Source organism: Algibacter sp. AS12, assembly GCF_046736315.1.
Classification (GTDB): Bacteria; Bacteroidota; Bacteroidia; order Flavobacteriales; family Flavobacteriaceae; genus Algibacter_B; species Algibacter_B amylolyticus.
Genome location: NZ_CP151841.1, coordinates 4,365,720 through 4,379,059, shown reverse-complemented (window position 1 = coordinate 4,379,059; position 13,340 = coordinate 4,365,720). Strand labels below are relative to the sequence as shown.

Here is a 13,340-nt window from a genome sequence, read left to right as displayed (position 1 = left end):
ATTTGTACTATGCAATTACAATATTCATTTATAATACCGGTATACAACCGTCCAGACGAAATTCAGGAGCTTTTACAGAGCTTTGAAGCTTTAAAGGGCGCTATCGATTTCGAGATTGTAATTGTAGAAGATGGCTCTACCCAAACATCAAAACCCGTAGTTGATGCCTTTAATGGTAAACTAAATATTTCATATTATTTTAAGGCAAACTCCGGACCAGGAGATTCTCGTAATTATGGAATGCAACAGGCCAAAGGCAACTATTTTATCATTTTAGATTCCGATTGCATTTTACCCGAAAACTATCTACTAGAAGCCGATAAAAGTTTAAAAGCCAATTATGTAGATTGTTTTGGTGGTCCCGATGCGGCACACGAGTCGTTTTCAAACCTTCAAAAAGCCATTAATTTTTCCATGACGTCTTTTATCACCACCGGTGGTATTAGAGGAAATAAAAATAGCGTCGATACCTTTCAACCCAGAAGTTTCAATATGGGGCTGTCTAAAAAAGCATTTCACGATTCTAAAGGTTTTGGTAGAATTCACCCAGGCGAAGACCCAGATTTATCCATAAGACTCTGGAATTTGGGTTATAAAACCAAGTTAATACCAGAAGCTTTTGTGTACCATAAGCGTCGTATATCGTGGAGCAACTTTTATAAACAAGTTAATAAATTTGGTTTGGTGCGTCCTATTTTAAACAAATGGCATCCTTCAACTAAAAAAATAACCTATTGGTTTCCTACGCTGTTTAGTTTAGGTTTAATAGTATCCATTTTGTTGTTTTTAATAGGGTTTAAGTGGTTTTTGTTAGCGTATGCGTGTTACTTTGCTTTAGCATTTGTTTTGGCTGTATTCAATACTAAAAACATCGTAGTTTCAGTATTAGCAATTCCTGCAATCTTAATTCAGTTTTTTGGTTATGGTTATGGATTTTTAAAATCTACATTAGCTGTTTCAGTATTAAACAAAACACCAGAAACGCATTTTCCTAAATTATTTTTCAAATTAAAATAATGAAGAAAATAAAAGCTAACATCATAGAAGCCTTTAAAAATAAAAGAATTAATGTGTTCTTTATTTTTCTGTTTGTATCGTTTGTAATTTTAATGTTTACCAAACTATCAAAACAATACACCAATACCATTCCTTTTAGTGTAGAAAAACTAAACATTCCGCAAGAAAATGTTATTTTAAACGATTCTACTCAAATTAATATCACATTAAAAACCCATGGTTTTAGGTGGTTATCTTATTATTGGACTCAACCAAAAATTACTATAGATTTTAGTGAGGATGTCTTTAAAAAAGAATCTGTTTTTGTTTGGAACAAATCCAAAGCCTATTTAAACAACACCCAATTTGATAAAGATGTAGAGATACTAAATATATCGCCAGATCCCATAACGTTTAGGTATGGCGTTAATATGGTGAAAAAAGTACCCGTTAAATTTCAAACCGATATTAATTTTGCTCCAGGTTTTAATATGACAGGAGAAATTACGGCTAATCCAGATTCGGTAACCGTGGTTGGTCCCGATATTTTGGTGTCCAAAATTAATAGTGTAGAAACCGAAAGTCTTGTTTTTAATGATTTGAGAACGAATATTGCAAAAATAGCAACACTTAAATTACCTGATAACATTTCAGATTTAAAATTTTCGGCAAGCCATGTAGAATTAAAGGCTCAAATAGAAAAATTTACAGAAGGCACACTTAAAATTCCGTTTACGGTTATAAATGCGCCCATAAATGCAAAGCTTAAATATTTTCCTAAATTTGTAAGTGTTTCATATTATGTAAGTTTAGCTAATTTTAAAGCTATAAAAGCAAAAGATTTTAAGGTGGTTTGCGATTTTAATAAAACCAACCAAGAGCAATCTTTTTTAATTCCGGAGTTGGTACAAACTCCCGAATTGGTTCAGCATGCTAAAATTAGCCAACAACGCATAGAATTTATAATTACAAAATGATTGTAGTAGGACTTACAGGCGGTATAGGAAGTGGTAAAACCACAGTAGCAAAAGAGTTTGCTAAGTTAGGAGTCCCTATTTACATTGCAGATAATGAGGCTAAGGCTTTAATGCGAAGATCTAAAGTAATTAAAAGAAAGCTTATCGCTTTATTTGGCGAAGAGGTTTATGTAGATGGCCAATTAAACAAACCATTTATAGCCAATATCATTTTTAATGATAAATCTTATCTGCAAAAAATGAGTGCTATTGTGCACCCTAGAGTGGGAAAGCATTTTCATAAATGGGCATTAAAACAAAAAGCACCGTATGTAATAAAAGAGGTGGCTATTTTGTTTGAAAACGGAGGCGATAAAGCTTGCGATTATGTAATTACAGTTACTGCGCCTATAAAAATAAGGGTAGAGCGTTTGCTAAAACGCGATGATACTTCAAAAAAGAAAATTGAAGCTATCATGAAAAATCAATGGACAGATGAAGAAAAAATTAAACATTCTCATTTCGTAATTGAAAACACCAATCTTGAAGAAACCTTAAATCAAGTACTTCAAATCCATAAGAAACTTCTTATTAAACAATAAATACGTTAAAATTTAACATTTTTGTTAATGTAAGGTTAAAACATAAGATTGCTAAATGTTAAAATGTTAATTTTGATTGATGGGCAAAAAATTATTCATTTTGTTAATAATACTTATGAGTTTATCTCTAATTGGTATTATAGCAATTCAAGCTTATTATATTAACGATTCGGTTAATAACGAAAAAGAGCGTTTTAAGTTTAATGTTATTAAAGCACTTAATTACGTTTCTAATACAATTGAGGAAAACGAATCGGAACAATATTTTTCTAAGTTTTTAGGCTTAGATAGTGAGAAAAAAGCAGATGAAGATGCCGTTTCGCAGTTGTTAATTTATCAAAAAAACAACAGCACAAAAGAAATGTTTGTTTACAGAGGTGATGTTTTAGAAGAAAACTATAAACTTACTTCTTCGCTCTTTGACATTGGTTTAGATAGTATTGATATTAAAAATATCACAACAAAATCTACTACCGAAATTTATAGTGGTAATGGCGATTCTAACAAGGATATAAAAAGCCCTATATCAAAAATTATAAGAAGTGGTAGTATTGATGAAGCGCAGCGTCTAAGTTTTGAACGTGGGTTTAAGGAAATGCGAAAAACATATCCAATACATAAGCGTGTTTCAGAAAATGAAATTAAAAAACTGCTTACCGAAAAACTTAAAAAGGATGATATCGATATTGACTTTGAATTTGCTATTTATAGTAACAATTTAGCAACTAAGGTTAAAAGTGATAATTTTGAGTACGATCCTAATTCTAGTTTTAAAGTGCCCATTTTTTATGATGAAAATAATCAAACACCATATAGATTACATGTAAATTTTCCAGACGACAGAAAGTTTATTTTATCGGGTGTTATTGGTATGATTTTGTTATCCATAACATTTACATCTATTATCATTTTGGCGTATTCAAGTGCTTTATTTCAGTTGGTTAAACAACGTAAAATCTCAGAAATAAAAACAGACTTTATTAATAACATGACGCATGAGTTTAAAACACCTATCGCTACTATTAATTTAGCAATAGATTCTATTAAGAATCCAAAAATTATAGACGATAAGGAAAAGGTTTTAAGGTATCTTGGAATGATAAAGGAAGAGAACAAGCGTATGCACGCGCAGGTAGAAAATGTGTTACGTATATCTAAACTAGAAAAAAATGAGCTTAACATTAGTAAGGATAGGGTAGACTTGCACGACTTAGTAGAAGATGCTTTAACGCATGTAGAATTAATAGTGGAAGACAGACAAGGGTATATAAAAACCTTTTTAGATGCCGAAACGTCATCGGTTTTAGCAAACGAAACTCACTTTACAAATGTTATAGTTAATATTTTGGATAATGCCATTAAGTATTCTCCAGAAGCTCCTAAAATTGAGGTTTATACCGAAAATGCAGGAACAAATATTTTATTAAAAATTAAAGATTATGGTAGTGGTATGAGTAAAGCAGCTGCCAAACGTGTGTTCGAAAAATTTTATAGAGAACACACAGGAAATATTCATAACGTAAAAGGCCACGGTTTAGGTTTGGCTTATGTTAAAAGAATTGTGGAAGACCATCAAGGTCATGTATCAGTAGAATCAGAAAAAGATAAAGGAAGCACATTTATTATAAAGCTACCGCTAATATCATAACTATGGAAGAATTTAAAAAAAGAATATTATTAGTTGAAGATGATCCAAATTTTGGGACCGTACTTAAAGATTATTTAATGATGAATGAGTATGAAGTTACCCATGCCAAAAACGGTATGGAAGGCTTCGAGAAATTTAAAAAAGACGATTTCGATTTATGTATCCTTGACGTTATGATGCCTTATAAAGACGGCTTTACGTTAGCTAAAGAGATAAGAGAAAAAAACACCGATGTGCCTATTATATTCTTAACGGCTAAAACCATGAAAGAAGACGTTTTAAAAGGGTATAAAGTAGGAGCAGACGATTATTTAAACAAACCGTTTGATAGTGAGGTGCTTTTAATGAAGATTAAAGCTATTATACAACGTAAGGCTACCGAAACAATTTCAGATAGTAAACAATTTGAGTTTAAAATAGGTCGTTTCGATCTTAACTCAAAATTACGTTTCTTAAAATTTGATGGTGCAGATCCAGTAAAATTATCGCCAAAAGAAAACGAATTATTACGTTTATTAGCATTACATGAAAATGATTTAATGCCACGTGAATTGGCTTTAACAAAAATATGGCGCGACGATAATTATTTCACATCGCGTAGTATGGATGTGTATATTGCTAAGCTTCGTAAATACTTAAAATTAGACGAAAAAGTAGAAATACTTAACATACACGGCGAAGGTTTTCGTTTGGTTGTAAACAGTTAAGAAAACACACTTTATGATATTAAAAATCTAACTTTATAGTTGGATTTTTTTTATTTAATACTAATCCGATTTGTAGATGAAATTTATAATAAGGTTAATCCGCTTTTAATTTAGAAATGATTCGTCCTACATCTTTAGTTTCAAACTTGGCAATCATTTTTAATAAAAACTGAACAAGGCGTGTTTTTGGTGTTTTAATTATTTCACTCAATTTAACAACAAGTGTGTCTATATTCCTTTTAGTGTTTGCATTATGTGTTTCGCCCAAAGACCATAATAGGTTTGCCGAATTCCACGATTGTTCTCGGGCTTTACGCATACTAAAATCTATTAGTTTTTCATCTTCATTTTGTCCAACCCAATCTAACAGTATCATTAACGGCGAAACGCGGCTTAGGCGATCTTGCAACTCATTAACTATTTGGAACAGGATATCGTTTACCTTGTTAAAATCCTTTTGAATATCATTAAGCTCTAAGCCAGTCATAGTTGTAGCAGTCGCTAAAGCAAGATCTAAGTTTATATGCGCATTCATACCCAACATGATATGTTGGACAATGGTGAATGGTTCTTGGGCATTTATAAAAGCAAACTTCCAAGCATAACTTATGTTTTGGTTGTTTTTATAAGCTTTATAAGCATCTAAATATAAATTAGCAAACTCAACGTCTAGGATTTCTAAACGTGTATTGTCTTCAAAGCGAGCTAAAGCAATCTCAGAGGCAATTTCAGCAGTTGTTCTTCTATAGATGTATGCAAATAAGCCTAACCTGTTGTTGGCTTGGATACACTCGTTAATAATGGCATCAAGCTCAATTAAAACATTCTGGATGGAGGTAGCACGAGGCATGTTTTTGTTCTAATAGGTTTACAAACAGAAATATACGGAAAAACCTAGAGGAATCTACTCGATTGTTATATTTTATAAAATGAACTAGTTGATTATTCTTGTAATACTAGTTGTTGCTTAGATTTACTAGGTTTTATTTGTTGTATGCATGCATACTTGCGGCTTTGTATGCGAGGATTTTCCGAAGAAAAATCATAAGCAAGCAAACTCTCATTTGCTTTTTATTTGTTACTAAACTAAGCATTATTTTTATACATCTTTGTTGGCTATAGTTTATATATTCATTTCCATTTCATATTGATTAACAGTATTCGATAATCCAATTGAATTGATGAAATTTATTTTCTCGTTTAATCTTGTATCAACATTTATTATTTTTATTGAGTTTGATACTTCTTTTATCCCTTTAAATAATCTATTCCAACAGCCATCACTTTCTTTTAAAATCTCAAATTGTGCTAAATATTCATTTTTGGGGTTTACAATAAAAAAAGACTCAATAAAATTATCCTTTGTAATTTGATAGTAATCGTAATCTCCGTTTTTAATTACTTCTAAGTTAAAATCCCAAGAATATAAATTTTGATTAGGTAATTTTCCCCAATCAAAAGTATTATAGTCAACTTTATTCATCTCAATTTTAGCATTTGAGATTAATTTAATTTCTCCACTGAAGCAATTAAATGTTTTACAAATTTCGAATCCAATACTTTGATAAGATTTTATTGCTTGAGTATTTTCAATGATTACCTCTAATAGACATTTTGTAACTCCATTTATTTTTAAATCTGGTATAGCAAAATTGTAAATCGATTTAACGATTCTTCTCCCTCTATATTCTGGAAGTACACCTGTTCCGGTATTAAAGGCTATTTTTTCTCCATTTCGTTTATCTATGGCGTTAATTATAAATCCAACTAATTTTTCGTCATCAAACATTCCATAGGATAAGGCATAATCAACTTTTGCTAATCTCCATCTATTTTTATAATAGTTTTTGTCTGTTGGTAGCTTAACATAATAATTTTCAAAAGACTTTAAAAAGCAATCAACAATTATATCAAATTCAATTTTCTCTAAATTTTTTACTATCAAAATTTTGTCAGTTTTTCGTTCTTAAATTGCACACAACGTCAGTCTGTCTAATAACCGACTGCAATTTTATATATTTCTACTAAAATACAGTTTTTTGAATTAGCTGTATGCTAAGATCTTTTTGTTCGTATACTACTTTAAAACCCATTAGAATAGATACTATGAACCTAAAAAAGGACTTGTAAGCTTTAAAAGCACACGTATTAGCTTTTCTAATGATATTCCAAATTCTTGTTAAATTATAAGCAATAAACATAAAGCCTACATCAGCACTAGCGCGTTGCATAGTTTTCTTAGTCATAATATGATCAAAACTCCATTGACGTTTTATGGTTCCGTAAGGATGCTCAACCATGGCTTGCCTTTTTTTATACGCATCAGGATTTTGCAATACGCTTTGTGCATTAGCTTCAATATACTGATGGTATTCACTGCGCTGTATCACCTTTCCATTTACTTTAGAAGTGGTGCATAATGCTCTTACTGGGCAGGTTTTACATCTGTTTGTTTTATATTGTTTGAAACGATAATTACGCCCTTTATAGGTGCTGCCATTACTTTTAAGTATGTTTCCTTCCGGGCAAGTATACATGTCGTTTTCTTTATTGTACTTAAAATGTTCTGAGTTATAATTTGGATCAGGGGCTTGTGATGCTCTACCTATTCCAGGGATAGCGACAAGGGTTTTAATACCTAATTGATTTGCAGTTTTAAATTCACTCCCCGTATGATATCCTTTATCATAAAGTGCGGTAAAGGTGTTTGTTCCTAAAATAGTTTTAGCGCGCTGCAACATCTGTCCCATAGCTTTGGAGTCATTCATATTGGTGACCAAGTAGTCGAACGGAATATTATGATCTGCATCTACAGTAGATTGTACACAGTAAGCAACTTCAGTAATATTGTTACGCACTATCAAATGCTTGCTATCAGGGTCTGAGGTAGAAATTTGTGGTTCTCCAGAGGTCTTCAGCTGTGCATTTAGTTTTTCATATTCATTTCTGCGACCTTGATGTTTATCAATATTCTTCTTGATGTTTTCTTTCTCATTTTCACTATCACTCTGTTCAAGGGCTTTATTGTACTGCTCTAGTTTGTTGTCTATGTAATCTAAGTGGCGCTGTATCTTCTTCTGATTAAAATTGTTCTTTTTACTATTCTGAGCTCTAAACTTAGTACTGTCTCCAGCAATAAGTGTAGCACCGATAAGCCCAAAATTGCGTGCAATTTGTACGGTAGCAAAAAACACTTTTTTAATAGCCTTTCCATTATTTTTTCTGAAGTTACTAATGGTGTTGTGATCTGGAGCTAGCGATTCAAGCAACCACATCACTTCAATGTTACGCCTGCATTCTTTTTCTAATTGTCGAGAAGAACGAATACGATTCATGTATCCGTATATGTAAAGTTTGAGAAGGACAGATGGATTATAAGCAGGAGGGCCGTTTTCTATAAAGTCTGAACGGAATCCGAGTTCTGCTAGGTTAAGTGAATCTACAAATTGATCTATAGACCTTACGCTGTTCTTAGATTCTATAGAATCTTCAAGAGAAACAGGAAAAAGGCAGGTCTGTTGTCGGTCTTTTCCAAGTATGAATTTCATAACTAAAAGATACAAAAACTACCTGAAAATTACTTTATAACTGTTTCTAAATATCACTAAAAGCTTAAATAGTTATTAGACAGTCTGACGGTTACGTATAAGAATAGTGCGTAGTTTGAGTGCGAGGATTTTCCGAAGGAAAATCAGATGCAAGCAAACAAGCACTAACTCTTGATTAAGGAATAAACTTACGCATTATTTTTATACAATGTTAGCAGTTCGGTTTTTTTATCCAATTTCAAATATGTCATTTATTATTTTATCAATTACATTCTTTGTCCTTGGTACGCTGTCTTTTTTCAAATAGTTTTTTAGTCCATTTGCTATTTTGTCCAGTTTGGGATTGTCAGTCAGTTTAGGATTCAATTCCCTCATGAAAAGAGACTGATTTAGTCGCTCTCCTCTTGTTGTACAGAACATTGTTGCATCGAGTGCAATTAAGCTCAAAGGTCTTCCCTTTTCAAGCCATTTTTCCGCTCTTTTCCAGCTGAAATTTGAACTCGCAGATAAATGTCCCCAATCTTGCGTAATATTTTTATTCCTCTTTGCATTTTTTTTTAATCCAGTCTAAAACGGGCTCATAATTCAAGAAGTTTAAAGGCGCCATAAATTCAGTCAGATATTTGTCCTCACAATCTTTGAGTTCTGTTGTAATCAATTCAAAAGCTTGTTTTTTGTCAAACTTTTCAATTAATTCCTCCATTCTAATCTGAAAGTTTTCTATTTTCTCTTTGTCATACATATGAGTGAGTTCAACTGACTGCTAACGTTTATGTATAAGAATAGTTGCGGGTTTGTATGCGAGGAATTTCCGAAGGAAATTCAGACGTTACAAACACGCAACGACCTTTGATTAAGCACTAAACCGCAATTATTTTTATACTGTGTTGTGTGTAGTGTTTTTTCAGTCAAAAGCATCTCCGATTTTTTCAAATTTATTGTCAATCCAATACCAACTTTCTCCTTTTCCGTTGCTATTATATAAATTCCAAAGTAACTCTGTAAAATCATTCGCTATTATTTCAGACATTCCTTCTTCTCCGTGCGTTTCTAAAAAACTATCATAACATCTTCCGAATTTTTTTTCAGTCAAGTCAACACTAATATATTGTGATAATTCTTCACTTTTAGCAATTAGAAACCATTCATTAGTAATATCGTCCTCAAGTTCTTCCCATATTACATCTCCTTCTGGATAAAGATATTTATTAGTTGAAATAAACTCTTCTTTTCCGATTACTTTTATTCCAAAAGGTTCATTTTCAAAAAGACTAATTCCATTTGTCAGTTTAAAGAATAATTCCAAATCCCTAGGAATTTTCCTGTCAATTTTCAATTCATTATTTGGCTCAAGAATTCTACAATTAGAGTCTTTTGAAATCAATTCGATAATTTTTTTTAAATCTCTCATTTTTTTCACATTACACACAACGTCAGTCTGTCTAATAACCGACTGCAATTTTATATATTTCTACTAAAATACAGTTTTTTGAATTAGCTGTATGCTAAGATCTTTTTGTTCGTATACTACTTTAAAACCCATTAGAATAGATACTATGAACCTAAAAAAGGACTTGTAAGCTTTAAAAGCACACGTATTAGCTTTTCTAATGATATTCCAAATTCTTGTTAAATTATAAGCAATAAACATAAAGCCTACATCAGCACTAGCGCGTTGCATAGTTTTCTTAGTCATAATATGATCAAAACTCCATTGACGTTTTATGGTTCCGTAAGGATGCTCAACCATGGCTTGCCTTTTTTTATACGCATCAGGATTTTGCAATACGCTTTGTGCATTAGCTTCAATATACTGATGGTATTCACTGCGCTGTATCACCTTTCCATTTACTTTAGAAGTGGTGCATAATGCTCTTACTGGGCAGGTTTTACATCTGTTTGTTTTATATTGTTTGAAACGATAATTACGCCCTTTATAGGTGCTGCCATTACTTTTAAGTATGTTTCCTTCCGGGCAAGTATACATGTCGTTTTCTTTATTGTACTTAAAATGTTCTGAGTTATAATTTGGATCAGGGGCTTGTGATGCTCTACCTATTCCAGGGATAGCGACAAGGGTTTTAATACCTAATTGATTTGCAGTTTTAAATTCACTCCCCGTATGATATCCTTTATCATAAAGTGCGGTAAAGGTGTTTGTTCCTAAAATAGTTTTAGCGCGCTGCAACATCTGTCCCATAGCTTTGGAGTCATTCATATTGGTGACCAAGTAGTCGAACGGAATATTATGATCTGCATCTACAGTAGATTGTACACAGTAAGCAACTTCAGTAATATTGTTACGCACTATCAAATGCTTGCTATCAGGGTCTGAGGTAGAAATTTGTGGTTCTCCAGAGGTCTTCAGCTGTGCATTTAGTTTTTCATATTCATTTCTGCGACCTTGATGTTTATCAATATTCTTCTTGATGTTTTCTTTCTCATTTTCACTATCACTCTGTTCAAGGGCTTTATTGTACTGCTCTAGTTTGTTGTCTATGTAATCTAAGTGGCGCTGTATCTTCTTCTGATTAAAATTGTTCTTTTTACTATTCTGAGCTCTAAACTTAGTACTGTCTCCAGCAATAAGTGTAGCACCGATAAGCCCAAAATTGCGTGCAATTTGTACGGTAGCAAAAAACACTTTTTTAATAGCCTTTCCATTATTTTTTCTGAAGTTACTAATGGTGTTGTGATCTGGAGCTAGCGATTCAAGCAACCACATCACTTCAATGTTACGCCTGCATTCTTTTTCTAATTGTCGAGAAGAACGAATACGATTCATGTATCCGTATATGTAAAGTTTGAGAAGGACAGATGGATTATAAGCAGGAGGGCCGTTTTCTATAAAGTCTGAACGGAATCCGAGTTCTGCTAGGTTAAGTGAATCTACAAATTGATCTATAGACCTTACGCTGTTCTTAGATTCTATAGAATCTTCAAGAGAAACAGGAAAAAGGCAGGTCTGTTGTCGGTCTTTTCCAAGTATGAATTTCATAACTAAAAGATACAAAAACTACCTGAAAATTACTTTATAACTGTTTCTAAATATCACTAAAAGCTTAAATAGTTATTAGACAGTCTGACGTGATTGTGTATGGTTAGTTGCGTGTTTGAGCAACTAATTTAGTAAACAAAAACGAACGCGAGAAAATTCCGAAGGAATTTTCCAAATAAGCACTTACCAAAGCAATTAATTATACACGGTGTTGTGTTTTCGTACTTTTTTCCGTTCAGTTTGTAGCGTTGGCAAAGGCATACTCTTTTGCAATTTTTGGTTTAGCGTTGGCTGGTGCGAATTGCAAATGTGTATGGCTTTTAGCGATGGTAAATTCAAGTCGTAAAATTTCGTCTATTCCATTTATGAATTTTTCATTTTTACTCTTTTTAAATTTGGAATATAATTCTAAAATTCGGTCAACTTGTGATTCCGTTAAAGTTGATAAATCAAGCATTTTTGATTTGTTTAAATCGTTTGGTTCAAACTTTTTTAAGCCATTTCCATATTCACGTCTATTATCACTAAAAATTTCTTTGGCAACATCTGTTAGTAAATAAGCAAATAATAAATCATTATTAATCTTTGAAAACAAATTTGAATTTGTAGGATAGACACAATGAAAAGTAGTCAGATTAGAAATTCTTGCTTCATTTCTTATAAATTTAACTCCATTTCTATTGAATACAGAAACCCAAATTGGTGCAGGTGGACGATTTTCCAAAGAATACCAAGGTTTTCTGCTTTTAGTTAAATATTTCTCATTTACTTCCTCCTTAACTCCTTTTTCTATGTAATCTAAAACACTCTTGTTTTTAGAGTTTTGGCCATCAAATAAATATGCCAATTCATTGTTTTTAGCTAAATTTTTATAATCAGATTCTGTAAAGAAATTACCTTTCACATCTTTTGCTTTGCAAATGCAAGGCAACAAGTTTTCTTTTGGAATAGAGAACTCTTTAGCTTTTGATTCTTTGAATGTAAAATAATCATTTGCACCAGTTGCAATACCTCTCACGACTTTGGCATAAGTAGAAAATGGGACAAGATTTTTGTAATTAATTGAATTTTGTAATTGATAATATTTACGCCATTTAATATTTGGGTCTAAATCGTTTAGTTTAAAAGTAAATTCGCCTTTTTCTTTTGGATATGACTTAATATAAGTATCAATTAGTTGTAAATCTGATTTAGAATCTATTGTCGATATATTTATTTCAGAATTGTTTTTATCATTGGCTAAAAGAAGTATAGATGCAGTAGTCATAGCATCATCAAAAACATTTTCTTTAAAATCGATAACAAATAAATGTCTTAAAGTTTTAGTTTTTAGAAGGTATTGTTTTACTAGTTTTCCATAATCAGAATTTAGAAATTCAGATGGAATAATATAAGCAGCTCTACCGTCTTTTTTTAATTGAAATATTGACTTTAAAAGGAATAGCGTATATAGATTTGTAAAGCCATTGAATTTAAATTTTAACTTATTTTCAACTTCTTGTAAGATTTGTTTATTGTCATAATCGTGAAATTTTAAATATGGTGGATTGCATATAATTCCATCATATTTGTTTTTCCAATCATTGTACATATAATCTTCAAGGTTTAATGAAACATTTTTTTGAGATTTGAAATATAATCTTGCTTCATTAAGAATTGTTTCATCAATATCAAAACCTTTAATTTTTAATTTGTCTTGTTTAGATAGCAAAGTCCTTGAAAATATTCCCAAACCAAAAGCTGGTTCTAATACTGTTTTTAATGATTTGTTACCAAGCAACCAATCAGACATAAGATTTGCAATTGGTTGTGGTGTAAAAAATTGAGCAAATTCTTTACGATGAGTTAAACTAGTCTTATTTGTATATTTTTTCTCTAACTCCAT

Annotated in this window: 12 protein-coding genes; 5 read left to right on the top strand and 7 right to left on the bottom strand. The window is 31.7% G+C overall.

Translation table 11 applies throughout. The features are described from left to right. Positions 1–9 precede the first annotated feature (9 nt). The 5 genes from AAFN75_RS17980 (at position 10) to AAFN75_RS17960 (ending at position 4,909) form a co-directional block, all read left to right on the top strand. Positions 10–1,017, top strand: a complete 1,008-nt coding sequence (locus AAFN75_RS17980; protein WP_411807659.1) for a glycosyltransferase — start codon at positions 10–12, stop codon at positions 1,015–1,017. Continuing rightward, positions 1,017–1,973 (top strand): CdaR family protein, encoded by a 957-nt coding sequence (locus AAFN75_RS17975; RefSeq protein WP_411807658.1) that lies wholly within the window; start codon positions 1,017–1,019, stop codon positions 1,971–1,973. The genes AAFN75_RS17980 and AAFN75_RS17975 overlap by 1 nt, the downstream gene beginning before the upstream one ends. Beyond that, on the top strand, positions 1,970–2,554 hold the full coding sequence (gene coaE / locus AAFN75_RS17970; RefSeq protein WP_411807657.1) for a dephospho-CoA kinase: 585 nt from the start codon (positions 1,970–1,972) through the stop codon (positions 2,552–2,554). The genes AAFN75_RS17975 and coaE overlap by 4 nt, the downstream gene beginning before the upstream one ends. Before the next feature lie 115 nt (positions 2,555–2,669). Continuing rightward, positions 2,670–4,202: a sensor histidine kinase gene (locus tag AAFN75_RS17965; RefSeq protein ID WP_411807656.1), complete on the top strand. Its 1,533-nt coding sequence runs from the start codon at positions 2,670–2,672 to the stop codon at positions 4,200–4,202. Positions 4,203–4,204: 2 nt separating this feature from the next. Continuing rightward, positions 4,205–4,909, top strand: a complete 705-nt coding sequence (locus AAFN75_RS17960; protein WP_144116271.1) for a response regulator transcription factor — start codon at positions 4,205–4,207, stop codon at positions 4,907–4,909. Between the two features lie 94 nt (positions 4,910–5,003). On the opposite strand, the gene AAFN75_RS17955 is transcribed toward AAFN75_RS17960, so the two are convergent. The 7 genes from AAFN75_RS17955 to AAFN75_RS17925 form a co-directional block, all read right to left on the bottom strand. Further along, positions 5,004–5,759, bottom strand: coding sequence for a DUF5995 family protein (locus tag AAFN75_RS17955; protein WP_411807655.1), 756 nt, complete (start codon positions 5,757–5,759; stop codon positions 5,004–5,006). Positions 5,760–6,032: 273 nt separating this feature from the next. Beyond that, a complete protein-coding gene (locus AAFN75_RS17950; RefSeq protein ID WP_411807654.1) occupies positions 6,033–6,854 on the bottom strand; it encodes a GNAT family N-acetyltransferase in 822 nt (273 codons plus the stop codon). 79 nt (positions 6,855–6,933) lie between these two features. After that, entirely contained in the window at positions 6,934–8,457 is a 1,524-nt protein-coding gene (locus AAFN75_RS17945) for an IS1182 family transposase (protein WP_411807623.1), read from the bottom strand. 535 nt (positions 8,458–8,992) lie between these two features. Beyond that, positions 8,993–9,199 (bottom strand): hypothetical protein, encoded by a 207-nt coding sequence (locus AAFN75_RS17940; RefSeq protein ID WP_411807602.1) that lies wholly within the window; start codon positions 9,197–9,199, stop codon positions 8,993–8,995. A gap of 162 nt (positions 9,200–9,361) precedes the next feature. After that, complete coding sequence (locus tag AAFN75_RS17935; RefSeq protein WP_411807653.1) at positions 9,362–9,868, bottom strand: SMI1/KNR4 family protein; 507 nt, start codon at positions 9,866–9,868, stop codon at positions 9,362–9,364. A 63-nt stretch (positions 9,869–9,931) separates the two neighbouring features. Further along, positions 9,932–11,455, bottom strand: coding sequence for an IS1182 family transposase (locus tag AAFN75_RS17930; protein WP_411807623.1), 1,524 nt, complete (start codon positions 11,453–11,455; stop codon positions 9,932–9,934). A 235-nt stretch (positions 11,456–11,690) separates the two neighbouring features. Next, the gene (locus tag AAFN75_RS17925; protein WP_411807652.1) at positions 11,691–13,340 is read right to left on the bottom strand and encodes a class I SAM-dependent DNA methyltransferase; all 1,650 of its coding nucleotides are present in this window, start codon (positions 13,338–13,340) and stop codon (positions 11,691–11,693) included.

Excerpts from the sequence above, each read along its gene's own strand:
- AAFN75_RS17960 (WP_144116271.1), top strand. The coding sequence starts at position 4,205 with ATGGAAGAATTTAAAAAAAGAATATTATTAGTTGAAGATGATCCAAAT.
- AAFN75_RS17955 (WP_411807655.1), bottom strand. The coding sequence starts at position 5,759 with ATGCCTCGTGCTACCTCCATCCAGAATGTTTTAATTGAGCTTGATGCC.
- AAFN75_RS17965 (WP_411807656.1), top strand. The coding sequence starts at position 2,670 with ATGAGTTTATCTCTAATTGGTATTATAGCAATTCAAGCTTATTATATT.
- coaE (WP_411807657.1), top strand. The coding sequence starts at position 1,970 with ATGATTGTAGTAGGACTTACAGGCGGTATAGGAAGTGGTAAAACCACA.
- AAFN75_RS17930 (WP_411807623.1), bottom strand. The coding sequence starts at position 11,455 with ATGAAATTCATACTTGGAAAAGACCGACAACAGACCTGCCTTTTTCCT.
- AAFN75_RS17935 (WP_411807653.1), bottom strand. The coding sequence starts at position 9,868 with ATGAGAGATTTAAAAAAAATTATCGAATTGATTTCAAAAGACTCTAAT.
- AAFN75_RS17945 (WP_411807623.1), bottom strand. The coding sequence starts at position 8,457 with ATGAAATTCATACTTGGAAAAGACCGACAACAGACCTGCCTTTTTCCT.
- AAFN75_RS17980 (WP_411807659.1), top strand. The coding sequence starts at position 10 with ATGCAATTACAATATTCATTTATAATACCGGTATACAACCGTCCAGAC.
- AAFN75_RS17940 (WP_411807602.1), bottom strand. The coding sequence starts at position 9,199 with ATGTATGACAAAGAGAAAATAGAAAACTTTCAGATTAGAATGGAGGAA.
- AAFN75_RS17975 (WP_411807658.1), top strand. The coding sequence starts at position 1,017 with ATGAAGAAAATAAAAGCTAACATCATAGAAGCCTTTAAAAATAAAAGA.
- AAFN75_RS17925 (WP_411807652.1), bottom strand. The coding sequence starts at position 13,340 with ATGGAGTTAGAGAAAAAATATACAAATAAGACTAGTTTAACTCATCGT.